The 25,754-nt window shown below is 62.8% G+C and carries 25 protein-coding genes; 13 read left to right on the top strand and 12 right to left on the bottom strand.

Annotated features, from left to right (window positions below; all coding sequences use genetic code 11):
- Nucleotides 1–227 precede the first annotated feature (227 nt).
- Nucleotides 228–710, top strand: a complete 483-nt coding sequence (locus tag M0534_RS01820) for a cupin domain-containing protein (RefSeq protein ID WP_248566694.1) — start codon at nt 228–230, stop codon at nt 708–710.
- A gap of 226 nt (nt 711–936) precedes the next feature.
- Here the strand turns inward: M0534_RS01820 and M0534_RS01815 are convergent, their stop codons facing one another.
- A complete protein-coding gene (locus tag M0534_RS01815; protein WP_248566693.1) occupies nt 937–2,244 on the bottom strand; it encodes an ATP-grasp domain-containing protein in 1,308 nt (435 codons plus the stop codon).
- Between the two features lie 231 nt (nt 2,245–2,475).
- The gene (locus M0534_RS01810; protein WP_248566692.1) at nt 2,476–3,441 is read right to left on the bottom strand and encodes a zinc-binding metallopeptidase family protein; all 966 of its coding nucleotides are present in this window, start codon (nt 3,439–3,441) and stop codon (nt 2,476–2,478) included.
- A gap of 376 nt (nt 3,442–3,817) precedes the next feature.
- Here M0534_RS01810 and M0534_RS01805 point away from each other — a divergent pair, with 376 nt between their 5' ends.
- Together M0534_RS01805 and M0534_RS01800 are read left to right on the top strand one after the other, a co-directional pair.
- Nucleotides 3,818–4,771 carry a DMT family transporter gene (locus M0534_RS01805; protein WP_248566691.1) on the top strand — a complete coding sequence of 318 codons (954 nt, stop codon included), beginning with the start codon at nt 3,818–3,820 and terminating at the stop codon, nt 4,769–4,771.
- A gap of 705 nt (nt 4,772–5,476) precedes the next feature.
- On the top strand, nt 5,477–6,463 hold the full coding sequence (locus M0534_RS01800; RefSeq protein ID WP_428348185.1) for a zinc-dependent alcohol dehydrogenase family protein: 987 nt from the start codon (nt 5,477–5,479) through the stop codon (nt 6,461–6,463).
- A gap of 30 nt (nt 6,464–6,493) precedes the next feature.
- Here M0534_RS01800 and M0534_RS01795 read toward each other — a convergent pair whose 3' ends face one another.
- The 7 genes from M0534_RS01795 to M0534_RS01765 form a co-directional block, all read right to left on the bottom strand.
- The gene (locus M0534_RS01795; protein WP_248566689.1) at nt 6,494–6,916 is read right to left on the bottom strand and encodes a VOC family protein; all 423 of its coding nucleotides are present in this window, start codon (nt 6,914–6,916) and stop codon (nt 6,494–6,496) included.
- Nucleotides 6,917–6,958: 42 nt separating this feature from the next.
- Nucleotides 6,959–7,627: a dihydrofolate reductase family protein gene (locus M0534_RS01790; protein ID WP_248566776.1), complete on the bottom strand. Its 669-nt coding sequence runs from the start codon at nt 7,625–7,627 to the stop codon at nt 6,959–6,961.
- 47 nt (nt 7,628–7,674) lie between these two features.
- The gene (locus tag M0534_RS01785; RefSeq protein WP_248566688.1) at nt 7,675–8,028 is read right to left on the bottom strand and encodes a DUF1428 domain-containing protein; all 354 of its coding nucleotides are present in this window, start codon (nt 8,026–8,028) and stop codon (nt 7,675–7,677) included.
- Nucleotides 8,029–8,030: 2 nt separating this feature from the next.
- Nucleotides 8,031–8,417 carry a YciI family protein gene (locus M0534_RS01780; protein ID WP_248566687.1) on the bottom strand — a complete coding sequence of 129 codons (387 nt, stop codon included), beginning with the start codon at nt 8,415–8,417 and terminating at the stop codon, nt 8,031–8,033.
- On the bottom strand, nt 8,317–9,255 hold the full coding sequence (locus M0534_RS01775) for a YciI family protein (protein ID WP_248566686.1): 939 nt from the start codon (nt 9,253–9,255) through the stop codon (nt 8,317–8,319). Before M0534_RS01775 ends, M0534_RS01780 begins: the two co-directional genes overlap by 101 nt.
- A gap of 77 nt (nt 9,256–9,332) precedes the next feature.
- Complete coding sequence (locus M0534_RS01770; RefSeq protein ID WP_248566685.1) at nt 9,333–10,565, bottom strand: RNA polymerase sigma factor; 1,233 nt, start codon at nt 10,563–10,565, stop codon at nt 9,333–9,335.
- Between the two features lie 164 nt (nt 10,566–10,729).
- Complete coding sequence (locus M0534_RS01765) at nt 10,730–11,782, bottom strand: NAD(P)-dependent alcohol dehydrogenase (protein ID WP_248566684.1); 1,053 nt, start codon at nt 11,780–11,782, stop codon at nt 10,730–10,732.
- A 40-nt stretch (nt 11,783–11,822) separates the two neighbouring features.
- On the opposite strand from M0534_RS01765, the gene M0534_RS01760 reads away from it, so the two are divergent.
- The 4 genes from M0534_RS01760 to M0534_RS01745 all read left to right on the top strand — a co-directional run bounded on the left by M0534_RS01760 (nt 11,823) and on the right by M0534_RS01745 (nt 14,245).
- A complete protein-coding gene (locus tag M0534_RS01760; protein ID WP_248566683.1) occupies nt 11,823–12,260 on the top strand; it encodes a GNAT family N-acetyltransferase in 438 nt (145 codons plus the stop codon).
- Nucleotides 12,261–12,482: 222 nt separating this feature from the next.
- On the top strand, nt 12,483–13,418 hold the full coding sequence (locus M0534_RS01755; protein WP_248566682.1) for a pirin family protein: 936 nt from the start codon (nt 12,483–12,485) through the stop codon (nt 13,416–13,418).
- Nucleotides 13,419–13,484: 66 nt separating this feature from the next.
- On the top strand, nt 13,485–13,967 hold the full coding sequence (locus tag M0534_RS01750; RefSeq protein WP_248566681.1) for a GNAT family N-acetyltransferase: 483 nt from the start codon (nt 13,485–13,487) through the stop codon (nt 13,965–13,967).
- A 38-nt stretch (nt 13,968–14,005) separates the two neighbouring features.
- Nucleotides 14,006–14,245: a hypothetical protein gene (locus M0534_RS01745; protein WP_248566680.1), complete on the top strand. Its 240-nt coding sequence runs from the start codon at nt 14,006–14,008 to the stop codon at nt 14,243–14,245.
- Between the two features lie 47 nt (nt 14,246–14,292).
- Here the strand turns inward: M0534_RS01745 and M0534_RS01740 are convergent, their stop codons facing one another.
- A complete protein-coding gene (locus M0534_RS01740; RefSeq protein WP_248566679.1) occupies nt 14,293–14,718 on the bottom strand; it encodes a universal stress protein in 426 nt (141 codons plus the stop codon).
- 71 nt (nt 14,719–14,789) lie between these two features.
- Nucleotides 14,790–15,110, bottom strand: a complete 321-nt coding sequence (locus tag M0534_RS01735) for a hypothetical protein (RefSeq protein ID WP_248566678.1) — start codon at nt 15,108–15,110, stop codon at nt 14,790–14,792.
- Between the two features lie 245 nt (nt 15,111–15,355).
- On the opposite strand from M0534_RS01735, the gene M0534_RS01730 reads away from it, so the two are divergent.
- Nucleotides 15,356–16,888: an OmpA family protein gene (locus M0534_RS01730; RefSeq protein ID WP_248566677.1), complete on the top strand. Its 1,533-nt coding sequence runs from the start codon at nt 15,356–15,358 to the stop codon at nt 16,886–16,888.
- 72 nt (nt 16,889–16,960) lie between these two features.
- Here the strand turns inward: M0534_RS01730 and M0534_RS01725 are convergent, their stop codons facing one another.
- Complete coding sequence (locus M0534_RS01725) at nt 16,961–18,334, bottom strand: alanine/glycine:cation symporter family protein (protein WP_248566676.1); 1,374 nt, start codon at nt 18,332–18,334, stop codon at nt 16,961–16,963.
- Nucleotides 18,335–18,494: 160 nt separating this feature from the next.
- On the opposite strand from M0534_RS01725, the gene M0534_RS01720 reads away from it, so the two are divergent.
- From M0534_RS01720 to M0534_RS01700, 5 genes are all read left to right on the top strand, one after another.
- Entirely contained in the window at nt 18,495–19,010 is a 516-nt protein-coding gene (locus tag M0534_RS01720; protein ID WP_248566675.1) for a hypothetical protein, read from the top strand.
- An 83-nt stretch (nt 19,011–19,093) separates the two neighbouring features.
- Nucleotides 19,094–20,632, top strand: coding sequence for a tetratricopeptide repeat protein (locus tag M0534_RS01715; protein WP_248566674.1), 1,539 nt, complete (start codon nt 19,094–19,096; stop codon nt 20,630–20,632).
- A gap of 393 nt (nt 20,633–21,025) precedes the next feature.
- Nucleotides 21,026–21,589: a hypothetical protein gene (locus M0534_RS13755; protein WP_345894690.1), complete on the top strand. Its 564-nt coding sequence runs from the start codon at nt 21,026–21,028 to the stop codon at nt 21,587–21,589.
- Between the two features lie 25 nt (nt 21,590–21,614).
- Entirely contained in the window at nt 21,615–22,766 is a 1,152-nt protein-coding gene (locus M0534_RS01705; RefSeq protein WP_248566774.1) for a hypothetical protein, read from the top strand.
- A 12-nt stretch (nt 22,767–22,778) separates the two neighbouring features.
- A complete protein-coding gene (locus M0534_RS01700; RefSeq protein WP_248566673.1) occupies nt 22,779–25,640 on the top strand; it encodes a bifunctional diguanylate cyclase/phosphodiesterase in 2,862 nt (953 codons plus the stop codon).
- The last annotated feature ends 114 nt before the right edge of the window (nt 25,641–25,754 follow it).

The following is a 25,754-nucleotide window of genomic DNA, read 5'->3' as shown; positions in this document are numbered from 1 at the left end:
AAAGACGCTACCACGGTCTGCCATAGCGTTCTGTCAAAAATTTTATTTTTTTCAAAATGTTATCGTAGGTGTTGCTGTGTGGATTGCGAAGCCTGCCGCTATGCAGGTTCTCGCGGTATCGCAAATGCTTTCTGCTCGTGTCGTTTAAGGGTGTCGCGCAGCTTCGGGCGAAGCCGCGTAAGTGGTTATAAAATAAGAAAACCGCATGCAACCGGGGGAGGGCTGCCATGAAACACGTAACATTCTATGTCGCTGCGTCCGTGCTTGCGCTGGGTTTGGGTGGCGCGACAGCCGGCCACGACCATCATGACCACGGTGCCGACGGCCATGTCTTTGTCGATCCCGACGATCTGGACTGGGGTCCGGTGGCCTCGATGGGTGAGGGTGCCGAGATCGCGATGATCGAGGGTGATCTGAGCCAGGAAGAACCCTTCACATTCCGCCTGCGCCTGGCGGACGGCTATCGCATCAAGCCGCATACCCATCCGGCCTACGAACGCGGGACCGTGTTGCAGGGCACGCTGCACTTCGCCCACGGCGAGGCCTTCGATGCCGGCGAGCTGACGGCCCTGCGTGAGGGGAGCACCTTCATCATGCCGCCGGGCGTACCGATGTACGGCCAGGCCGAGGGCGAGGTGATCTTCCAATTGCATGGCACGGGCCCCTGGGGCATCGACTACGTCAATCCGGATCACGATCCGCGCAACTGAGCGGTGGCCGCATCGGCGGGGTCGATCCGTGGCGCCGCGGCCGGCGGCGGCGCAGGCAACGAGGCGTGTCCGGCGGCGCTCGGCAGCAGGGTCGGGCCCTTCGGGTTGGGCCGCACCCTTCCAGTTTCAGGGCGTGGATGAGACTCGCCGGACCTTGCGATGGCGCGGATATCAGCATGTGGTGCGTCCTAACTGATACCCGCGCCCTGAGAGTGTGAAATGCCGTCTAGACGTAGAAGTCCAGTTCTTCCATGGATTTCAGCAAATCGCGCATCGTAATGGGGTCGTCGCCAAAGAAGAAAACGAGCCCCCAATGCGTACCGAAGGCTGACCGATCAGGGACGGTCTCTTCTGCCGGCGGGACCAGTTCGTGTGACTCGAAGTACGGATGATCAACGCATTCCTTGGGCATCTCGAGCTTGCTGACAACACGGCGGCGCGGATACACGCCGAAGCACCCGGCATAGCCCTTCGCATCGGTTACTGGCTCAGGGAAGAATTGTGCCACTTCCTCCTTCGTGCTCTTGGGGTCGAACACCAGCATGGACGCCTGGTAGGCATTGAATCCGTACGCCCGTTCAATCAGCTCGAAGGCCTTGAAACCGGGCGGACGGTAGGCGATTTCACCAAAGTACATCTCACCGTCGGCAGTGACGAAGTACTCGGGGTGAATCAGGCCGAACTGGATATCGAATGTCTTGATCAGCAACTCGATCTGCTTGGTGATGGCATTGCGCCAGCTCTCGAGCTCCGCGGTCGCGGGGACGAACACCGAGTAGCCCAGCGTCACGTATTCCGAGATGTTAAGGAACTGGATCTTGCCATCGTGGATCCAGGCTTCAACGGCAAATTCCCAACCACTGAGATGGCTTTCCATCAGCAGGGGATATTCCTCGTCCGGGATGAGCTCTATTTCCTCGAGCGTGCGGATCATCCGGTGGCCGAGACAGCCGGCCTTGTCGAACGCCTTGACGTGAATCGGGTCATCCGGATCGCCATCGAGTTTGAGCAGCGTCTGGTTAACGCGCTTCATGAAGCGAACGATGTCTTCTTTCTCGTGCGCCTCCTCGAAAATCCCGACACGGATGCCGCCGAGCTGGGCGCGGCGCTTCATCAACGCCTTGTCCCGGAACAGGATTGACTGTCCGTACATGCGCGGATTGTCGAGGAGCACGGAGTTTATGGCGCCTGCCCACTCAACGGTTTCCTCGAACAACGGTATGGCGACATCAACCCCTTCCGCCTTCAGCTTTTCGGCGATCTCCATGGATCGGTCATTCAGACGAAGGAAGTCCCAGGCAATGAAGGGGATGTTGTTGGCCGTGCAGAAATCCTCCGCCCAATCGGGGGCTACCACGACATAACGGCGGTCAAACGTCTGCGCCGCCTTGATCGCATTGACGCTCCAGCCAAGAAGGGCGATGTAGCCCTTGTTCGGATCCTTGGCGGTTTCGGTCCCGTTAACCGAGGGCATTTCCGGGTCACGCCATGCTGCTACTGTTTCGGATAATTGCTTTTCGGATTTCATCGACATGCGATTTTCTCCTTTTCTGATTGACCCTGACTGATTATTCCGGACGCGGAGTCGCCGGCCAAATCGGTTCGTAACCGATGTCATGCAGAAGCGATTCAGGGCGTCAGCACTAGGGTAGGAATGAGGAGCGGAATACTTTGAGGATAGCCCCCCGAGGCGACAAATCCAGGACACGCAAGGACTCGGTGGCGGGGTGCGTAGCCGCGTTTGCGGCGTTCCATGCGGAGTTCTTCAATATCCCTGGGCGCCGCGTCGCAGCCAGTTGTGCACGAATGCCAGTTTCTGTCGGGCGAAATCCGACAGCACGAAGGGATACAGATCCGACAGACCCATCGAGCGGTTTACGTGGTTCATGCCGACCGTGAGCGAAGCAGCCGCGTGAATCAGACGCTCGGCATCTGGCTCGGCGTAGGGGTCCCAGTTGGGCCCGGGCACATGCGGTGAGGACAGGCCGGTCGCGGTGAAGCTGTCGGCGATGTCCGTCAGGTGCAACAGGTGCGCTGCAGTTTCCGCCCAATCCTCATGCGGGTGTGCCGAGGCGTAACTGGTCAGATAATAGCTTTTCCAATCCGCTGGTGGTCCGTTCTCGTAGTGGTATTGCAGGGCTGCCGGATAATCGATGCGCTCGTCCCCGAACATGGCGCGGAATGCATCAAGGAAATCCTCACGAAGACTCAAGCGCCACCAGAGCATGTGCGAAATCTCGTGGCGCATGTGGCCGATCATGGTTCGATAGGGCTCCTCCAGCGCCTCGCGACGCATCGTGAGCAGAATGGGCTCCACCTCGGCCACGCTGATGGTCACCACCCCTTCGGCATGGCCCATCGGGACCGGTGTCGGCCCCTCTGCCAGCATGTGAAACGCCGGACGCGTGCCGGGATCCTCCGGCCGGAACCAATGCCAGCGACCCAGATTATCCAGCACCCAGCGCTTGGCCGCTTCCGTCTGCGCCCAGTTGGGTATGGCGTTGTGGATGGTTGGGTCAGGCGCCAGGGTCGTCATGGCGCAGGACCGGCAGAAGGCACCTTGGCTTGGCGCTATCCAGTTACACCCGATTCGCTCCCGGTTCGCGCAGAAGGGCGGCATGGGTACGAAGGCGCGCGCCTGTGGGTCGTAGCCCACGGGCGTGCCGTCCGCTGTCGCGAGATTGTCGAACCAAAGAGAGCCGGCACCAACCGGATTGGCGAAGACGCGCATTGGAAGGGGCTCCAGAAAGACTGTCTGCAACGAACATAGTGCGCGCCCGGTCTACGGAATCATAGAGGGGCGCTGGAACGTAATACGGGCGACAAGTCTACAAACCTCATGGTTTCGTGCGCTTCCCATGCCGCCGGGCGTACCGATGTACGGCCAGGCCGAGGGCGAGGTGATCTTCCAATTGCATGGCACCGGCCCCTGGGGCATCGACTACGTCAATCCGGATCACGATCCGCGCAACTGAGCGGCAATTTGGTTCAATGGTGTACCGCTCGCATCGGCGGCGGTTGGCGTCGTGTTGCGGCCGGGGCTTGTAACACGCAGGGAATGCTGTTGCGCTAGCGTGCTATCCCAAACGACATGAAAGGACGGTTGAATGGCAACGGACGCAGCAGGTCCCGGCAGCGTGCTTTCCTTGCAGAAAACCGCCGGAGTCAGCGCCGTCCTCGTTGCCCTGGCGGCATTTTTCTGGGGCCTGTCCGGCGGAATCGGCGGCATCCTCACCGGGGATGGCTGGGATCCGATCGTGGTGTCGTTTTACCGCGGGGCGATCGGCTTTCTGTTCGTGCTGGCCTGGCTTGCAATACGGCCGGGCGGCAGCGGCCTGGGCAATCCCCGGCTCTGGTTGTGGTCCGTGGTGGCCGGTGTTGGTGTCGCCGGCAATTTCTCGCTGTACTTCCTGAGCATTGCCGAAGGTAGTGTCGCGGTGGCGGCGACGCTGATGTACTGCGCGCCGGTCTACGTCTATCTCGTGTCGTTCGCGCTCCGACTTGAACAGCCGACACTGTTCAAGTGGATTTCGATTGCGCTGGTTCTGGGGGGTGTCGTGTTGCTGACCGGCATCTACGACGTCGGCGCGGGAGATGTCTCGTTACTCGCCGCCGTTGCCGGGCTGCTCGCCGGCGTGTCCTACGCGGTGTTCATATTCGGCTTCAAGTTCGCCGCGCCGCATGGCAGCCCGCAAGCGATTCTCGTCATCGCCTTTGCGGTGATGGCGGCCATACTTTTCGGGTTGGGGGATGCGGAGCAGACGGTGGCGGTGCTGTCGACGCCGAGCTGGCCCTTGTTCTTGGTCCTGGGCGTGTTTGGTGCCGGCCTGTCCTTCATCTTCTACATTGTCGGCCTGCGGTACACGGCGCCGGCCGTCGCCTCCATCGTGGCGATGGTGGAGCCGGTGACGGCCTCTCTGTTCGGTGTGGCGTTCCTGGGTCAGGGCCTACTGCTGCCGCAGATTGCAGGCATGGCACTAATCCTGATCACGGTCACAGCGCTGAGTGTCTATTCCAGTGCGCAGAAGGGGTCAGAGCCGCCGCAACCCCGGGTGGACTGAACGAATCCGCGAACATGCAGCAGGGTTATGGCGTTCTGATCTGCTAGTTTTTTGGTGAGGTTGAACGAACAAATAACGGGGTCCAATGCCTTCGCTTAGGGGGCGGATCGTATGGCTTTTCACAACCCGGATCCGAAACTGCGTGAGGTAGAAAGGCGTAACGCGCGGCACCGAGCGGAGACGTTCGCGCGGTTGTTCGGTTTCGTTGGTTGTTGGGCTTGCGGGTTGATGCGCTTCCTGAAACCGCGGATCGGCTACAGGAGACTGCGTCGTCAGGATGGTGTTCGCGGGGGGCGGGACAGCGGCCGACGGGGGCTGTAGTTTTCAAGCAGCCAGCCTGCGGCTGCCTGTGGAACCAGATCCCGTAGAGGCTTCGGCAATCCTCCCGCTTCCGACATTTCCGAGGTTCACGACTGCCGAGGTTTTTTTCGATACAGCCTTTGAAGGTGTCGAAGGCGATAACCCGTATCCCCGGTATCCCGTGCCCATTGCAGGGTCGGGATGTTGCCGCAGCCACCAAAACCGGTCGGGCCGTTTGGGTTGGGCCGCATCTTTCACGAATGCTGTTTTGTACTGCTTGGCCGCAGGACGACTGCGGCGCGGCGCAGAGCGCCTTGCCTCGGAAGATAATGCGGACCCGACATCTCAGTAAACACTATGCTGTCTCGGAGGACATGCCGTGGATCGACACCCATGACCGAAACCATGCGGGCGATGCGACTCCACCATCCCGGAGACTCGTTGTCGCTGGATCACATCCCAAGGCCACAGCCCAGGGCCGGCGAAATGCGGGTCCGAGTCCTGGCCTGTGGCGTTTGTCGCACCGATCTGCATGTGGTGGATGGGGACCTTGCCAAGCCGAAGCTGCCGGTGATCCCGGGGCACGAGATCGTCGGCCTGGTAGACGCACTCGGCGACGGCGTCACCGGTTTCAACCACGGCGACATGGTGGGCGTGCCATGGCTGGGCTGGACCTGTGGTGAATGCGAGGATTGCGGCGCCGGTCGCGAGAATCTGTGCGCGCAAGCCGAGTTCACCGGCTACACGCGGGACGGCGGTTACGCTGAATACACCGTTGCCGATGCACGCTACTGCTTTCCGGTCAGTGGCTACGTGCCGGAAGCCGCGGCACCGCTGCTCTGTGCCGGCCTGATCGGCTATCGGGCCTGGCGCATGGCTGGCGGCGAGGGACCGCGCCGGATCGGCATCTACGGTTTCGGCGCGGCGGCGCATATTCTCGCGCAGGTGGCGGTAGCGCGCGGCCAGCAGGTCTACGCATTCACCCGACCCGGCGACACATCGGCCCAGGGTTTCGCGCTTCGGCTCGGCGCCGTATGGGCGGGCGGTGCGGATGACACCCCGCCCAAGCGACTGGATGCGGCCATCCTGTTTGCGCCGGTTGGTGATCTGGTGCCGACGGCGTTGGCACATGTTCGGCCGGGCGGCCGGGTCGTGAGCGGTGGGATTCACATGTCGGACATTCCATCCTTCCCGTACCGCCTGCTCTGGGAGGAACGCAGCCTGCATTCGGTGGCCAACCTCACCCGTCAGGACGGCGAGGAGTTCCTGGCGCTGGCACCGACGATCCCGGTCCGGACCGAAACCCGGCCCTATCCGCTGGAGCAGGCCAACCAGGCCCTGGATGATCTGCGCCACGGACGGTTTACCGGTGCCGCCGTGCTGATTCCCTGAGTGTCCGCGTGACGGTCCACGCGGACACGGTCAATCCGCCGGCAGCAGACCCGGGTTCCAGACAACCTCCCACAGGTGCTGATCGGGATCCTGGAAATAGCCGGCATAGCCGCCCCAGAAGGTGTCATGCGCCGGCTTTACGATGACGGCCCCGGCGGCCTTCGCCTGTGCCATGACCGTGTCCACCTCGGTCCGTACCGACACATTGTGGGCGAGCAGGAAATCGGTCGGCGATGGTGGCGCTTCCGGCAGTCCCGAGTCGTGGGAAATGCTGGTCCTGGGCCAGAGTGCCAGGGTGATCCCGCCGTTCAGCGGGAAGAAGGCGACCGCACCATGCGCGAATTCCTCTCCGATAATGCCATCGGTCTTCAGACCCAGGCCTTCACGGTAGAACGCAATGGCGCGTTCCAGGTCATCGACACCCAGCGTCACCATCGTGAGTCGTGGTTTCATGGATCGCTCCCCATCATGCGGCAGTGTGCGGCCGGGCTGGCGTCAGCGTTCCTCAGCGGTCATCCGTGCACGCCGTTCAAGTTCCCTCGCGCTTGGTTCGGTGCTGGCCAGTGAGCCCGGCCGGAGCGGGCCGTTCGGCGCATAGGTGCTCATGACGACGCCGGTGGTGGAGGTCTGCGTCTGCACAAGGCGCAGCGCGCATGGCGTTGCCGTGGCCTCGAACAGGCGTTTGCCGCGGCCGAGAATCACGGGGAACGTCCACACATTGTATTCATCGATCAGCGCTTCGGCCTGCAGCGACTGGATCAGGTGGCCGCTGCCGATAAGCTGCAGATCATGTCCGGGTTCGGCCTTGAGCGCCGCCACGGCCTTGGGAACATCGTTCCCGAGCAACTCCGCGTTGTGCCAGTCCAGCGTTTCCAGCGTCCGTGATGCCACGTATTTTCTGGCCGCGTTGAGTGTCTGCGCGGTGGGATCGTCGGGCGGCTGGTACGGCCAGTGGGCGGCGAAGATCTCGTAGGTCCTGCGGCCGAGTAAAAGCTCCCGGTTCGTGCCGTCGAAACCCGCCGCCGCAAGCCCCATGACTTCGTCCCAGAAGCCGAAGGTCCAGCCGCCCCGGGAAAAACTGCCCGAGCGGTCCTCCTCAGGGCCGCCGGGAGCCTGCATCACCCCGTCCAGCGAGACGAACGTCGACGCGATCAGTTTCCTCATTGGGGTTTTCTCTTCGGTCTGCACCTGCCGTTCGGGCTGCCCCGGGTTCACTGATCGACCACCACCTCGAATCCTCCGTAAATCAGTCGCTTGCCGTCAAACGGCATCGGGTTTACATCCGGCTGCAGGCGGGGGTCTTCCATGATCCTGGGCATGGCCTGATCGCGCACTTGGCGGGAGGGCCAGACCAGCCAGGAGAAGATCACGGTTTCATCATCCCGGCACTTCACGGCCATCGGGAACGAGGTCAGCTTGCCGTCCGGCACGTCGTCTCCCCAGCATTCCACGAACTGCAGCACGCCGTGTTCCTTGAACACCACGGCCGCATCACTGGCATGCCGGATATACGCCGCCTTGTTGGCAGTCGGTACCGCAGCAACGAATCCATCAACGTAGGTCATGATCAGTCTCCTTCCGAAATATCAGGGGCGGAATCCGGCGGCGGCAAGTCCCGTACAGGGCGCACCTCGATGCTGCCGAAACGTGCGGGTGGTATACGGCCGGCCAGTTGCAGTGCCTCGTTCAGATCCCGGGCTTCCAGCAGATAAAAGCCGGCGAGCTGTTCCTTGGTTTCCGCGAATGGGCCGTCGGACAGCATCACTTCACCGTCGCGAACCCGCACCGTGGTTGCCGTATCGACCGGGTGCAGCGCTTCGCCTGCCAGGTAATGGCCCTGGCCGTCGAGACGCTCAACACCCGCGACGCATTCCTGGTTCAGGTCGTGCCATTCCTTCTCGTTCATCGCATCGATGATGCGCTCCTGGTAATACACCAGGGCCACGTACTTCATGGACGCCTCCATACTCCTGCACGCACTGCTGCAATTGGCAGCTGATCATCCACTGCACGCCGAAGCGGTCCCGGGCCATGCCGAAACGGTGCGCCCAGAACGTCTCTTCGAAGGACATGATCACCTCACCGCCCTCCGCAAGAGCCGTGAACACCCGCTCCGCCTGGTCCGGGCAGTCGTACTCCAGGTGCACCTGTGCGCCACGGGGCTCCTGGTAGCAGTCTCCGGTCATGTCTGCGCCCATCAACCGACGCCCCCGCAGGTTCAGCGATGCGTGGATGATATTGCCGTGCTGTTCAGGCGGGGTTTCGGCCGCCGCCGGCGTTTCGCCGACGGTGAGTAGTGCCTCCAGGTGACCGCTTGTGACGTCTGCATAGAACTCCATGGCCTCCCGGCAGTTGCCGGCGAAACAGACATGCACGTTCATTTCCTTCGGCAGCCGTTCCTGTAGCCGATGTTTCTCCAGTGCCGGACCTGGTTCAAAGTCCTCCAGAGTGAAATAACGGCGCAGTTCCAGGCTCGCATTGCCATCGGTATCCTCCCGCGGCCACTCCCGGGCCCAGGCGATGGCCTCGTCCAGTGATTCCACGTCCAGCACGCTGTACCCGGCCAGTTGCTCGCCGACCGGCTCGAACGGGCCATGGGTGATCGTTGGCTCACCATTGCGAAACTGGATCCGGCAGCCTTCCCGCGTTGGACGTATGCCATCGCCGGTGACGAAAACGCCGGCCTGCGTCATGCGTTCGTTGTAGTCCGCCATGGCTTGCAGGACGTCTTCTGTCGGCAGCACGCCGCATTCGGTATCGGCATCGGCCTTACGCATCAATATGTATCGCACTGCGGTCTCCTCCGTCGGTGGTCTCATGAAGTTGTCGCGCAAGCGCGGCGTCAATCGACATGTGGGGAGAAAAATGTCTACCCGGACGCGTCCAGTTCGTGCAGCCGGCGTTCCAGAAAGCGCTGCTCCGGGCCCTGCGCCGCCAGTTCCAGCGCCCGTCGGTACGCGGCCCGTGCGGCGTCACGGTTGCCTGCACGGCGCTGCAGGTCGGCCCGTACGGCGTGGAATAGATGGTAGTTGAGTATTTCCTTGTGGCTGTCGAGCTCGGCCAGCAGGTGCAGGCCGGCGGCAGGGGTATCGCGCATGGCAACGGCTACCGCGTGGTTCAGCGCAATCACCGGCGATGGCTGCTGGCGGTACAGCGCCTCGTACAATCGGACGATGCGGTGCCAGTCGGTGTCTTCGGCGCGCCGGGCCTGGGCGTGCACGGCAGCGATGGATGCCTGCAAGGTGTACGGACCGACCGGTGTGCGCGCCAGCGCCTGCTCCAGCCAGAGCAGTCCTTCACGGATGCGCTCCTGATCCCAGCGACTGCGGTCCTGCTCCTCCAGGGTAACGAGTTGCCCCAGCCCGTCTTCGCGAGCGTGGCGCCGGGAGTCGTGCAACAGCATCAGTGCCAGCAGCGCGAAGACCTCGCCGTCAGGCAGGAGCCGGGCTACCTCGCGTGCAAGCCGAACGGCCTCGGCCGAAAGGCCGATATCAACCACCGTTTCGCCATCGCTGCGCGAGTAACCCTCGTTGAACACCAGGTAAATGACCTGCAGTACGCCCGGCAAGCGTTTGGGTAATTCGCGGGCCTCGGGCACTTCATAGGGAATTGCGGCACTACGGATCTTGTTCTTTGCCCGGACGATGCGCTGCGCCAGGGTCGCAGGCTTTTGCAGCAGCCCACGGGCCACCTGTTCCGTGGTCAGTCCGCACATCTCGCGCAGTGTCAGCGCGACCCGCGCACCCTGAGACAACGCCGGGTGACAGCAGGTAAACAGCAGGCGGAGCTGGTTGTCCTCGATGAACTGTTCGTCGATATCGGCGACCGCGTCATCCAGCGGTTCCAGAAGGTGGGCATACTGCCGCGCCGTTTGCTTGCGTCGAATCTGGTCGATGCCCCGGCGTTGCCCGGCGCGGATCAGCCACGCCGTGGGATTATCCGGGGTGCCGTCCATCGGCCACTGGTGTACCGCGGCGGCGAAGGCCTCCTGCATGGCATCTTCCGCCAGCGAGAAGTCTCCGAGTATGCCGATCAGCGTAGCCAGCACCTGACGAGACTGCTCCCGGTAAAGCTGTTCGATCAGCCCGGCATTGGTGCGCATGGGTTGCCTCCCATGGCCTGTCAAGGGGGTGCGATATCTGCAGCACCTGGGTCGGTACCTGGATCGCCGTACCCCGAGAGCAGCATAGGAGCTGCCGGCGGTTTTCGCCGGTAATCAGCAAACTTCAGGACGGCCTCGGGGCGCAGCGACGCTTCAGTGTCTCGCTAGCGTAATGTCGCCATGTCGATGACAAAACGGTATCGCACGTCACCTTTTTTCATCCGCTCGTAGGCCCCGTTGATGTTGCGGATGTCGAGCATTTCGACATCGCAGCTGATGCCGTGCTCGGCGCAGAAATCGAGCACCTCCTGTGTCTCCGGCATGCCGCCAATCAGTGAACCCGCCAGCACGCGCCGTTTCATCACCAGCGCGCCCGCCGCAAGCGGTGGCTCCACCGGATCCAGCAGTCCGACCAGGATATGCGTGCCGTCGTATTTCAGGCAGCTCAGGTAGGGGTTGAGGTCATGCTGGACCGGCACCGTGTCGAGGATGAAGTCCAGGCTTTCGGCGGCCGCTTCCATTTGCGCCGCGTCGGTGGAAACGATGACCTGATCCGCACCCTGCCTGCGGGCCTCGTCGACCTTGGACTCCGAGCGCGTGAACAGCGTCACCTGGGCGCCGAGCGCATTCGCGAACTTGACGCCCATGTGGCCGAGCCCGCCCATGCCCACGACGCCGACCTTGTGGCCCTCGCCGACGCCGTGATGACGCAATGGCGAATAGGTGGTGATCCCGGCACACAACAGCGGAGCCGCCTTTGCCGGATCGAGTGCCGACGGAACCTTCACAACGAACCGATCACTGACCACGACCCGGGCGGAATAACCGCCAAAGGTGATGCTCCCATCGTGCCGGTCCTCGCCGTTGTAGGTCAGGGTCGAACCTTCCAGGCAGTACTGCTCCAGGCCGGCTTCACAGGCCTCGCAACTCCGGCAACTGTCGACCATGCAGCCCACGCCGACCACGTCACCAACGCGATAACCGCTGACTTCGGGCCCGACCTCGGTCACGCGACCGATGATTTCGTGACCCGGCACCACCGGGTACTGCGTCATGCCCCAATCGTTCTGCACGAAATGGATATCGGTGTGACAGACGCCGCAGTAGTCGATATCGATGGCCACGTCGTCGGGGCGCAGGGCGCGACGTTCAATGTCGAGGGGACCGACGCCGGAGCCGGGACTGGTGGCCGCGTAGGCCTTGGTGTTATTCGGCATAATCGAACTCCTGGTCGTGGTAGACGGGCGGAGGATCAAGGTGTCAATCGAATTCAAGGTCAACCACCCTGTGGCGGTGGACGCGTTCATTGAACTGCTACGGGACTCAACGCTTGGTGAGCGCCGGCCGATTGATGACCGTGCGTGCATACAAGGCATGTTGTCCAATTCGAACCTGATTGTGAGCGCCTGGCAGCGTTCCCGGCTCGTCGGGGTCGCGCGCAGCATCACCGATTTCCATTTCGCCTGTTACCTGTCGGATCTGGCCGTCCACGTCGATTATCAGCGGTCCGGTATTGGCATCCGGCTGCAGGCCCTGACCCTGGAGCAACTCGGCCCGCGCTGCAAAATAATCCTGATTGCCGCTCCTGCCGCGGCGACCTATTACGGTCCGCTGGGCTATCGGCATAACGCCTGCTGCTGGGTGCTCGACCCCATGCTATCCTCGGTATCCAGGTTGAAAGTCGCAAAGAATTGATCCTCCATAGATTTTCTCCAGCCTGTCAGTGAGCCCGCCTCGCGCGAATGCCCGTGCTTTCCCTTGCGGCACAGCCAGCGCCGGCTAGGCTTGAAGGACCTCCACGCCCGGTCCCGGCGTCGGCGTTTTTCGGCGGCCGGCAAGGGACCCGTCTCCCGGAGTAGGCCCGGACATGCAGCAACCCGGCATGCAACAGAGTATTGACCATTTCCGGAGAGCGTCATGAGCTGGAATCCCGCGCTGGAACCGGGTTGCCCCGACGAAATCGGTGTGGATGCCATCGAGACCCTGATCGTCCCCCGGGCGCGGGACCTCGGTGGGTTCGCGGTTCGCCGGGCACTGCCGGCGCCGAAACGGCAGATGGTCGGACCCTTCATTTTCTTTGATCAGATGGGTCCGGCGGAGTTTCTCACCGGCCAGGGCATTGACGTGCGGCCGCATCCGCACATTGGTCTGGGCACGGTGACCTACCTGTACAGCGGCGACCTGCAGCACCGGGACAGTCTGGGTACTGATCTGGTGATCCGCCCCGGCGCGGTCAACTGGATGGTGGCCGGACGTGGCATCACGCACTCCGAGCGCACCTCGCAACCGGCGAGGCGAAGCGGCAGCGAGCTGTTCGGAATCCAGACCTGGATGGCGCTTCCAGAGGCGCACGAGGATGCTGCGCCGGCATTCGAGCACAATGCGGAAGACCAGCTCCCGGTCATCGAGAGTGATGGTGCCCGCGTGCAGTTGCTGCTTGGCACCGCCTATGGGGAGCGTGCCCCGGCCACGCTCTATTCCGAAACCTTCTACGCCGATGTGCAATTGCAGTCCGGCGCACGGTTTCCATTGCCGGATGATCACGAGGATCGAGGAGTCTACGTGGTCGACGGCGAAATTACCGTTGCCGGTCAGTGCTTCGGGGCCGGCCAGATGCTGGTGTTCCGACCGGGTGACCGGATTACCGTGGCAGCCGGGGATACCGGTGCCCGATTGATGATCCTGGGCGGTGAAACCCTGAACGGCCCCCGTTATATCTGGTGGAACTTTGTGGCCTCGTCCCCCGAGCGTATCGAAGAGGCGAAACGGCACTGGCGAGACGAGAAATGGGGCGTGGGGCCTTTTGACCTGCCACCCGGTGATCGCGACGAGCACATCCCGCTGCCTGACTAGGCCGGGCAGAAAAGTGCTCATTCGATCATACCGATCCGGCACAATCGGGTAGCCAAGCAACGCGTCATGTCGATTCCGCCTGGATACAACATTCACCAGCTTGGGCCTGACGATCTGCCGTTGATGGACGGTCTGCTTGACGTTTTCGGTCGGGTATTCAACGAACCGGCGACCTATAACGGCTGTCGACCCCCTCCCGAGTACACGCGGCGGCTCCTCGCCCAGGACGGGTTTATTGCCCTGGTGGCGTTGTCAGGCGGCGGGGTTGTTGGCGGACTGACCGCGTACGAACTCCGCAAGTACGAGCAGGCGCGCAGCGAAATCTACATTTACGATCTTGCGGTGGCGGCGGCACACCGGCGCCGAGGCGTTGCAACGGCGCTGATCCGTCGGGTAGGGGCACTCGGAGCGGAGCGAGGCGCACATGCCGTTTTCATCCAGGCGGACACCGGACCTGAGGATGCTGCGGCCATCGCCCTGTACCGCAAGCTTGGTCGCGAGGAGCGCGTGCTGCACTTCGGTATTCCCGTGGGTCCGGATGATCCATAGCGCAGTATATGCAGTGCTAGCGTCGCAGCAGGGCAGGAGTGACGCGCTGCTCGATATGCGAGATCGACAATGCAGTGGTTTTCATTGCCGTTAAGGAAACACTGATTTATTCGCGCGTCTGCGCCCGAGACCGGTTTTGGTCATCTGGCAAGGCACATGTCACCGATGCCGATGGCGGCGTGACTTCGGCGGACAAGGCCTGGAGGTTCGTCAAGGACGATTCCGGAGACCTGCGCATCGAGGTGCACCATTCCCCGCTGGCATACGAGGGTGCGTAGAGCGGGCACCGTGATGGTCCGGCATTACGCTGTCCGGTAATTTCGACTCAGGCCTTGCGCGGCCGGACCAGGAATACCGAAACGTCGGTCCGTTTGGCCAGTTTGCCGCCATGGGACGGCATGATGATGTCGAGATTACGCGGCGCGTGGGTCGGCATGATGACCAGGTCGGCACCGACTTCGTCAACCGCCCGAACGAGGCGGTCATCGACCTCGGCGATGGGGTCGGTGCTGACAATGTAATGGGAGGAGACGGGCTGGCCATGGACCCGATGCCGTTTCTGCGCAAAGGCCTCCAGCTTCTGTCCGAATTCCTCCGGCGTGCGTGCGACGAGGCCGGGCATACTGGAGGTTACGCCGACATAGCACACTTCTGCATCGTAATGGCGCGCCAGGTCCGCAACCACCTCAAGGCTGGGTTCGATCGTCTGGATGTGCGCCAGGTCGACGGGAACCATGATTTTCCGAAACATCGCTGCGTCTCCTTGACTGGCCGGGCTCGTGCCAATATGGCGCGAATTTCCGCACCCGTTTTTGATTTTGGTCAATCTGCCCCGAGGTTCAGTCGCAGCGAGCGCAAGCCATCAATATTGAGCTGCATGTCGTCGGTGAAAAGCGGATGGCCGTTGACCCGGACGGTAATCGAGGCCTCCGCTCCACCATAGGTCACATCAGCCGTGACCGTGGCCTCGGTACTCACCGGTGCCAGAAGCTCGAAATCGATACCGCTGATTTCCACTGCCTCAAGGCCCAAGCTGTCGAGCCGCTCAATTAGCGCCTGCTCTACGGCGTATCCATAGTAGAAGTGAATCGCGGTGTACGCGATGCCGGCTATAACGATCAGCGATAGTAGTAGACGTGCCATGCCGCTTTCCCTCCATGCGTCTGACTGATTCGGGCCTGTAAACGCAGCGATCGCTGCACCGCTTGCATGCCCTAATCTGACACGAAGCATTCATGAATAACGATGGTCTGACTTATACGGCCTGCAATTATCTGATAAGCAACGCGATGGCGGATAACAACAAGCACTAGTCGGGACACCGCAGGCAGTAAAACGGCCGGTCCTGGCCACCGTGTCCCGGGCTGATCGGTGCAAGAGGAGGATGCATGGCGAACAGGGGTGTGCTGACCGTTGGTGTCGCGGTACTGCTGGTGATCGCGATCGCCGCGGCAACCCATTTCCATCTCGCCCTTTCTGCCGCGGTGGGTGAACGCGACCAGGCAAGACAGGAGGTTTCCGCGCTGGAGGAACGTCTCGAACAGGAGACTACCGAGCGTCGGTCGCTGGAATCCAGCGTTGGGGATTTCCGCTCCCGTCTCGCGCAGCGGGAGGCGGGCGAAGGTCAACTGGCCGAGGAACTGGAGGCGCGGGACCAGCGGATCGAGGCGCTGCAGGATGAGCTTCGGGATGCACGCCATGCCGGTGAGCAGGCGGAGCGTGCGATGCAGGCCGCCGAGGCGGAACTGGAAGCCGCTCTTGCGCGAGTGGATGGGCTGGAGGCCAATCTGACCGATCGTGACGCCCGGCTGGAGGCCGCCGACAGTGAACTGGCTGCGCTTGAACTGAAACAGGAGAAACTCGGCGCTGAGCGGCAGGCTGCTCTCGCCCGCGTGGACGAATTGGAGGCGAAGACCAGCGACCAGGATGTACGGCTTGAGGCCACGAAAAGCGCGCTTGCTGCCGCTGAGCAGGTACGGGAGCAGGGCGATGCGGAGCTGGAAGCCGCGCGCGATCGGATCAAGACGATGGAATCGGAGCTTGCGGAGTTGGCAGCGCGGGCAGAGAAGGCCGAAGAGCGGTATGCCGGGACCGAGCAGGTCGTCACCGAAATCACGGCTGCCAGAGATGCCCTGGCGGCTGAGCGGGACAGGTATCGGGACCAGTTGGACGTTGTTGTCGCGGACCGCGAGCGGCTCGAGCAGGAAACCGACGGTCTCGCTACGCAGCTGGAGGATGCGGAGACTCGCCTTGCCGCAGCGGAATCGACGCTTGGCGAGCGTGAGGCGGAGCTGGCCCGGATTGCCGAGGAACGGGAAACCGTCGAGCAACGGTACCTGCAGGCGCGCCAGGAACTCGGCGCCAAGGAGGCGCGCAGCGAGAGCTACAGCCAGACCATTGCCGAGCTGTCTGCACGGCTCGACCGCGAAGGCGCCGCGATGGACACCCTGCAGAAGCAGTTGGAGTCACTCAGCGACGAGCGCGAGACCCTGGTGTCCCGGCTCGAAGACGGAACCACGGTGATCAAGCTGCCGGAGAGTATTGTATTCGGCTCGGGTTCGGCGGTAATCAGTGACGCCGGACGCGAGACGCTGCAATTCCTCGCAGAGGCCCTGGAGAGCTTCCCGGACCATCTCATCAGTGTGCAGGGCCACAGTGATAGCCAGCCGATATCGGCGCGACTGCAGGAACGTTTCCCCACCAACTGGGAGTTGTCCGCGGCCCGTGCCTCTGCCGCGGTGCAGCTGCTGATCAACGCTGGCATTGCAATGGATCGCCTGCAGGCCGTCGGTTATGCCGACAGCCGCCCGTTGGCGGAGGAAACAGATGACGAGGCGCGTCGCGCCAACCGACGGATCGAAGTACTGCTGTATCCGCGGGATTTTCAGATGCGTGAGCTGGCCGAATCGGAGTTGGAGTAAGCACCCGGGCGGCGTGGGCATCGGCAGTCCGTCGCCTGATGCCTGTCCACTGCAGGTGTGTCCGCCCGGATTTTATTCCGAATCCGTCTCCCGCGCCGCGAAATAGCGGCGGGCCTCGGCCATGACCCGCGGCGCCAGGAGCAGGCTTGCGATCATGGTCGGGATCGCCATCAGGCCGTACATGGCCGTGATCAGGTAGATCACCACCTCCAGCGAGGCCACCGCGCCAACCACGATCAGCGCCACGTAGAAGTACTTGTACCAGTGCTGGTGTTCGGCACCGATCAAAAAGCCGAGGCTCTTGGCGCCGTAGTACCAGAACGTGAACATGGTGCTGACGCTGAACACCACCACCAGCCCGGTGACAATCCAGGGACCGATGCCACCCAGCGACTCGGCGAAGGCAGCCGCGGTGAGTGCGGAGCCGGCCATGTCATCGCCAATCTGCCAGGCGCCGGTGATCAGGATGACCAGCGCGGTTGCGGTGCAGACAACCAGTGTGTCGATCACCGGCCCCATCATTGCCACCAGTCCCTCCCGTACCGGTTCCCGGGTGCGGGCGGCGCCATGGGCCATGACCTCGGTGCCGATGCCGGCCTCGTTGGAGAAGGCGCCCTGTCGCACGCCCACCATCATTGCGCCGAGTATCCCACCTGCGACCGCCGCGCCCGTGAAGGCATCCCGGACGATCATGCCCAGGTAATACGGGATGTCACCGGCGTTGAGGCTCAGGATAACCCCTGCACAAGCCAGATAGATCAGCACCAAGGCCGGTATCAGACGCGCCGCCACGTGGCCGACGCGGAGGATGCCGCCAAAGACGACGCTGGCAACCAGCGCCGCGATGGCGATGCCGAACAGCAGGTTGAACCAGCCGATGCTGTCTTCCGACAGGATCCCGCGAGGTAACAGAATGGCATCGCGCACGGCCTCGGTGAGCTGGTTGATCTGGAAGATCGGCAGCGTGCCGAACAGCGCCGCGACGCAGAAGAACATCGCCAGCGGCATCCAGCGTCGTCCCAGGCCTTCCCGGATGATGTACATCGGACCGCCCTGGAGACGGCCGAGGCTGTCCTCGCCCCGGTACAGGATGGCCAGCGTGCAGGTGAAGAACTTGGTCGCCACGCCCACCAGCGCCGTGACCCACATCCAGAAGATTGCGCCGGGGCCGCCGATCGTAATGGCGATGGCGACACCGGCTATGTTGCCCAGTCCCAGCGTACCGGACAGCGCCGCGCAAAGGGCCTGGAAGTGCGTGATGTCGCCGGGGTCATCGCTGCGATCGTACTTGCCGCGCAGGATCTGGATGGCGTGGCCGAAATGCCGATAGGGCAAGCCGCGGGAATAGACAATGAAGAACAGCCCGCCGCCGACGATCAGGGTGATCAGTGGCGGGCCCCACATGAAGTCGGAAACGGCTGCAAACAATCGTTCGAGCACATCCATCGCAGGAGAATCCTGTGGCGGTTGTTTGCCACCAGCCTAGCAACGATCTATGTCTCCGGCGCAAGCCCGGACATGCCGCCGTTCTCGCGGACAACCTTCGATGCAGTCCGGCAGGTCTTCGCCTAAGCTTCCCGGACAAGGCGATTCTAGGGGTGGGGAAATGGCGGCTTCGACAATGAACAGGCGATGGTTCGGGGTTCTGGGTGCGGCACTGCCCCTGTTGCTTGTTCCCGCGTTGGCGGGAGCGGACACCCTTGAGGGCAGCATCGATGGCGAGGAGCGGCAGTGGCACATCCTCAAGGCGGACGGCCGGTCCACGGCCGAGTTCAGCGAGCACATGCCCGGCATGCTCGGCATCTCGGTGCAGGGACATGCCGAGGAGAGCTTCGCGATGCAGGGCACCATTGCCGTGACCATCACGCTGATCGACGGCGAGCCGGTAGGTGGCCTGGAAGTGAGCTATTTCCCGGAAGACGGCATGTTCCCGATGTATACCAGCGCTGGCGAGAGTGACTGGAACCTGGATGCGGTGGAGGAGGACGGTGACACCGCGGTGGTAAGCGGTCACTTCACGGGAACGTTGCAGCGCGTGGAAAGCATGCGTGACGAGCCAGACCCCGATGACACCTTGGCCGTGGAATTGCGTTTCGATGTGACTGCAATTCGCGGCGAATAGGGGGCTGCATCGCAATGCCTTTGTAGCCCCGGGTTTGATGTGCGGACCGCCGTCGCGGCGATGCACGGGGGGAGGTGTGAGCGATGAATTTACGGCTGATTTCCGGCACCCTTGCTGCCCTGATACTGGTGAGCCCGGCCGGGGCAATGCACGATCACGCCGAGGCCGGGCACGTAAAGGACGATGAGTCGGTCGGCGTGGTCACGTTCCAGCCAGATTGCGAGGAGGCGTCAGCCCGGGCCTTCGACCGCGCTCTCGCATTCAAGCATCACATGATGTACGAACAGGCCCGCGGCCTTTTCCGGGACCTGGCCGAGACGGATCCGGCCTGCGCCATGGGGCACTGGGGCGTGGCCGCCACCTGGTTCCAGCCGCTCTGGCCCGGTCGGCCGGACCAGGAGACCCTTGAGGCGGGGCGGCAGGCCATCGAGCGCGCCCGCGAGGCCGATCCGGGAGATGCCCGGGAGCTCGCGCTGATCGACCCGGTCGCTGCGTTCTTCGAGGACGACGCCGGGCTCGGCTATCGCGACCGCATGGCAGCCTGGGCGGACGGCATGGCCGCGGCCTATGCCGCGCATCCCGATGATCTGGATGTCGCCTCGCTTTACGGTTTGTCCCGCCTTGCCCTGGCAATGGCTGCGGACACTGAGACGCGCAACCGGTTGCACGACGAAGCGGAGACTGTGCTGCGGAACGTCTGGCAGCAGGAAAACGCGCATCCCGGCGCGGTGCATTACGCGATTCACGCGACGGATGCGGATGGCCGCGCTGAAAACGCCCTGGCGATGGTGGAGTCCTACGCCGATATCGCCCCCAACGTGCCACACGCCCTGCACATGCCGTCGCATATCTACGTCCGCCTGGGCGCTTGGGATGAAGTGATCCACTGGAATCGGCGGTCCGCCGACGTGGCGATCGAGCATGATGTGAATGGCGCGGTGTCCTTCCATTACATACATGCCATGGATTACCTGGTCTACGGTTATCTCCAGCAGGGCGACGTGGAGGAGGCCTTGGCGGCCTACCGTGAAGCAATAGCGGTGGAGCGGCATCAAGCGGGTTTTGCCAGTGCCTTCCATCTTGCTGCCATGCCGGCAAGGCTGGCCGTGGAGCAGCGCGACTGGGCCGCCGCTCGGGATCTGATGGCCCGGTCGCCGGATTACCTTGCCTGGGAACAGTTTCACTGGCCGCAGGGCATGACCTGGTATGCACGCGGCCTGGGCGCCATGCACACGGGTGAGCAGGAACTGGCGGACGAAGCCGAGCAGCGCCTGGCAACGCTGCGCGAACGTGCCCGCGACGAGGGCGAGGACCGTTTTGCCACCTACATCGAGGTGGACCGATTGATTCTTGCCGGCTGGATGCAGCATGCCGCCGGTGATGCCGAGCAGGCGGTCTCCTTGATGCAGGATGCCGCAGAACTGGAAGCCACGGTGGAAAAGGATCCGATTACACCGGGTGCATTGTACCCGCCGTATGAGGCCCTGGGGGATCTGTTGTTGTTGCTGGACCGGCCCGAGGAGGCCCTGGAGGCTTATCAGTCCTCGGACGGAATTTGGCCTGGTCGCCGCAACACGCTTGCCGGCATGGAAGCCGCCCGGGAAGAAACCGCCAGCCGTTAGCTTGTGGCGATGCTCCGTGCCGACGAGCGGCTCGGAGCAGACCCTTTTGCTTGCCGCCGGCCGGTGCCTGTGCAGGCTGTTCCACCTGCTGGACCCGTGTTACTGCGATACGGCGCACGGTTTGTGCCGTTCCGAGGCGCTAACCTCACTGTAGTGTGCCGGAGGCGTCGGGCGTCTGCGGATCCGTATTGACGCGAATAACCAGGACGGCACGTATACCGGGCACCGCGGAACAGCATCAGAAGATCGTTGCTCCGGTTGTGTGTCCCCAGGGAAAATAACAAGGGCCTGCGATGGATACGGGAGACACTACCACGCGTGGAGTTTGGTCATGGCGGAAGCGGTGAAGGCATCCGTGACGCGCATGACTCCCGGCAGCGGGCGGGACTGCCGATGAGGAGGCCATTTGATGATGGCCGACTCGAACGGTGTGCCAGGATGCTGCTTGCACTGGCCGGTTTACGGCGCTCCGTGGCTCGCTGGATCCGAATTCCCTCCTGCAGAACCCTGCCTGGACCCAACCGGCTTCGGGATCTGGTTATCGCGCTCGCGCTGTGTCTGCTTTCCCCGGTTCTGTTGGCCGCCGATGCTGATGACAGCGTCGTCATGATTGCCCACCCGGGTGTGACCGTCGATCAGCTTCCGCGCAACGTGGCGCGGGCCATCTTCGGCATGCGGCAACGGACCTGGCCGGATGGAACCGCCGCGCGGGTCTTCGTTCTGCCCAACTCCCATCCGGTGCACGGCCGGTTCGTCAAGGAACGGCTTGAGATCGTTCCTCATCAATTGCAGCTCTCCTGGGATCGCATCGTTTTCTCGGGCACCGGGCAGGCGCCGGAGCGCGTACAGACACCTGGCCAGATGCTGGAACAAGTCGCAGCGACCCCGGGCGGGGTCGGTTACATGGAACAAGGAGCGGTCGATGAGCGCGTTCGCATCATCACGCTGGACCCCTAGGGTTCTGGGCGGATTACTGTCGCTGATGTCTTTCGCGGCAAGCCCGGCGGCTGCTCAGGACGTGCTCGACACCCTGCAGTTTCAGGGCTTCGTTACCCAGGGACTGGTCGTCACGGACAGGAACAACTTTTTCGGTTCCAGCAGTTCGGGTGGCGGTAGCCTCCAATTTACCGAGGTCGGCGTGAACGCCTCCATTCGGCCGAGGGAGCGGCTGCTGATCTCCGCTCAGGTGCTTGGTCGTCGCGCAGGAAGCGATGGTCGCGACGCACGGCCAAAACTCGACCATGGGGTTGTTGACTACCAGATCTTTAACAGCCAGCGGCGCAGCGTCGGCGTTCAGGCAGGGCGCTTCAAGAATCCCTTCGGGTTCTATAACCAGACCCGTGACATGTCCTTTACGCGGCCAAGCATCCTGCTCCCGCAGTCCATTTATTTCGATCGCACCCGCTCGCTTGGCCTGGCGTCCGATGGCCTGACGGTTTACGGGGAAGAGAGAATTGCCTCCGGCACCGTGCGCGCGCAGGTCGGGGTGGGTCGGCCGCAGACCAACGAGGATCTCGAGAATGCGTTGCGGCTCGACGAGCAGCCCGGCTCCCTCGACGGCCGAACTTCGGTCATCGGCCAGTTACTTTACGAACACGATGGTGGACGTTTTCTTGCGGCGTTCAGCGCTGCCCGCGTCCGCGCCCGTTTCGATTCCGGCAGCAGTGGCCCGGGCGATGCCGATTTTCGCTTCCAGCCCTGGATCCTCTCCCTGCAGTACAACGAGGAGAACTGGAGCCTCACCTCCGAGTTCGCGCTGCGGGAATCGTCGCTGCAGGGACTCGACTTCGAGCCTGCCAATTTCGACATCACCGGGGAGAGCTGGTACGTCCAGTATTCGCGGCGATTCCTGACCGATTGGCAGTGGCTGCTCCGTTACGATGTACTGTATCTGGATCGTAATGACCGCAGGGGGCGGGACTTTGAAGCCGACGGTCTCGGGCCGTCGCATTCCCGTTTCGCGCGGGACCTGACGTTCGGTTTGCAGTGGCGCCTGCATCCGCAAATCATGGTTGCCGGCGAATACCATCATGTGGACGGTACGGGCTGGCTGCCGGGAAGAGACAATCCGGACCCGGGTGACACATCACGGCGCTGGAACATGTTCCTGCTGCAGACGTCGCTGCGTTTCTAGGCGGTGGGACGTATGGATCAAGACCCTCGCCTGCCCCCGACCTTCCCCCTGCGGCGTCTGTTTCGTGGCCGCGTGCTGAGCCTTAAGTGGCGGGCCATTGCGCTCACCAGTCTGCTCCTGCTGGGGATGGCTGGCCTGTTCGCTTTTATCAGTCATCAAAACCTGACCACCCAGTTCGACCAGACCCGGGATCTGATGCATGAGCGTCAGCTGCGTGAGCTCGCGCGGACGCTGGAGCAATCCGCGGATGATCTGCGTCGGCTCGCGGACATGGCGGTCTCTGCAGCGGAGATCGGCGGCCCGCTATATCAGGGGGATGCCGAGCATGTGCAGCAGGGCTTCGAATCCCACTGGCCGATGATGCAACTTGATGCCGGCGTCGATGAGGTTCGCATCCTGACATCCGATGGCGAGGAGCTGGCGGCCTGGGGGCAGCCGCTGGGCAGACCCGATGACGCACCGTTTGCGGGCTGGGCGCAGTCCGTTGCAGCGGGTGACATGCCGGTGACGTCCCTGTTGTGCGTGGACGATTGCCGCCAGTATGTGGCGGTGCCGGTGTTGGCGGAGGGGTCCGTTGTCGGCGCCATCGTGATGTCGCGCTCGCTGGCGGATGTTGCCCGCCATGTGCAGCAGGTTTCCGGTAGCGACGTCTCACTGCTGGTTGCCGGCGATAATCGGCGCACCGAGGAGGATTCGGGCCGCTACCTGGCGGACTGGGATGCGACGGTGCGGCTCGCGACCAGGCAGTCGGAAACACTTCCGGTGCTGGAAGCTGCCGCCTCCCGCGTGGATTCGGAAGAACTGGCGGACTCGCGCCTGCAGCTGGAGTTCGAGGGGCGCCATGTGGAATTGGCTGCCCTGCCGCTGGGCGATAATCCGATCGCCGGCAATCCCGCCTATATGGTCCTGGTGTCCGACATCACCGAGGAGGTCAATGCGATCCGTTCCGATACCAGGACGATCCTACTGGTGGGGCTTTTCGGATGGCTGGCCGCCGAGTCGCTGCTGCTGGGGATTCTGTGGATGCCAATGGCTCGCCTGCGGCGCTTGGCAGATGTGCTCCCTGTCCTGGCGCGCGGCGGCTTTCATCAGGTGCGCGAGACAATCGGCGCACCTGTCGAGGGCCTGCAGGACGAGATCGACGTTCTTGATCGTTCGGCGATCGATCTTGCCAATCAGTTGGAGGGCCTGGAGGGCTCGCTGCGGGCCAGTAGCACCGAGCTCGCGGCACGGGTGCGCGAGCTCGCCCGCGAGCGCGATTTCGTCAACAGCCTGCTGGATACGGCACGGGTCATCATCGTTACCCAGAACCGGAGCGGACGAATCAGCCTGGTGAATCAGCATGCCGGTGAGATGACCGGAATCGCGGGCTCCCGATTGCTCGGCAGGTCTTTCATCGAAACGTTTCTGCCGCAACAGGCGGATCGTCCGGAGACGAACGGCCGCCGGCCGCCCCAGGAGGAGGGGGTGATGACGGACGCCGGCGGGGAGCAGCGCACGATCGCCTGGTATCACGCGCCGATTTCCAGGCAGGACGAAGAGGATGGCGCGCTGATCAGCGTCGGCCTCGACATCACGGACCGAAAGCGGGCCGAGGATCGGCTCGCCTGGCTTGCCAATCGTGATCCACTGACCGATCTCTACAACAGGCGATATTTTCAGACCCGCCTTCAGCAGGTGCTGGCCGATGGTGGTCATGGCGCCATGCTGTTCATGGATCTTGATCAGTTCCGGGACGTCAACGAACTGAGCGGCCACCACTCGGGTGATCAGCTTCTGCGCCTGGTGGCTGAACGGCTGGACGAGGAACTGGGTGGCGAGGGTCTCGTCGCCCGTCTGGGAGGCGACGAATTTGCGGTGCTGCTGCAGAATGCCAGTGCCGAGGAAGCCGAATCGGTGGCCGCGCGTATCGCCCGCGTGCTCGAGGGCATTAACTTCTCGGCAGGCGGACGGCGTCATCGTGCCGTTGCCAGTATCGGGATCGCACTCTACCCCCGGCATGGCACCGACCCGGCCGACCTCATGGCAAGCGCGGACCTGGCCATGTACAAGGCCAAGGAAACCGGTGCCGAATGCTGGCACCTGCTCTCCACCTCGACCGGGCCACGCGAAGAGCTGAGTCGCCGCGTGTACTGGATCGACAGGATTCGTGACGCCCAGAAGAATGATCGATTCGAGTTGATGGGGCAGCCAATCGTGCAGATTACCGATGGCAGCACCAGTCACTACGAGATGCTGGTCCGCATGCACGGCGAGGACGGCAATCTGGTGCCGCCCTCGGCGTTCGTCCCGGTCGCGGAACGTAGCGGTCAGATCGTGGATCTTGATCGCTGGGTGCTTCGTGCAAGTCTTCGCTTGCTGAGGGATCTGCAGGAGGACGGTTTGAAGGTGTCAGTAAACCTGTCGGCCCAATCGCTTCGCGATACCCGATTGCCTGCCTTTCTGGAGGCGGAATTCAATGCCTCCGGTGCGGATCCGAGTCGTCTGGTACTGGAAGTCACAGAGACCGCGGCGGTGACTGACTTCGCCACTGCCCGAGGCTTGATGGAGGTCATTCGTGATCTCGGCTGCCACTTTGCCCTGGACGATTTCGGCGTCGGCTTCAGCAGCTTCCATTATCTGGGGCAATTACCGGCTGAATACATAAAGATTGACGGCTCCTTCATTCGAAATCTCCCCCACAGTGTCGAAAACCGTCTTATCGTCCGTGCAATTGCGGATATCGCCGCGGGTTTTGGCAAGAAAACCGTTGCCGAATTCGTTGATGACGAGGGGATTCTTCCGTTTCTGCGGGAATATGGTGTCGATTACGCGCAGGGTTACCATCTTGGTCGTCCGTTGCCGGTCAAGGAAATAATGGCCGGACGCGGATAGGACGCACCGGGCACCCTTCCGCGGCGCGGGTATCGTTGTACCGTATCGACGGAAACGTGATCCATGTCACGAAACGATCCAGAGGCTGATGGAACGCTCGAAAAGCACCGGATT

Origin of the sequence: Methylonatrum kenyense, from assembly GCF_023195885.1 — a bacterium.
In the GTDB taxonomy this organism is placed as follows: Bacteria; Pseudomonadota; Gammaproteobacteria; order Nitrococcales; family Aquisalimonadaceae; genus Methylonatrum; species Methylonatrum kenyense.
This window is presented reverse-complemented; position numbering and strand designations above follow the sequence as displayed.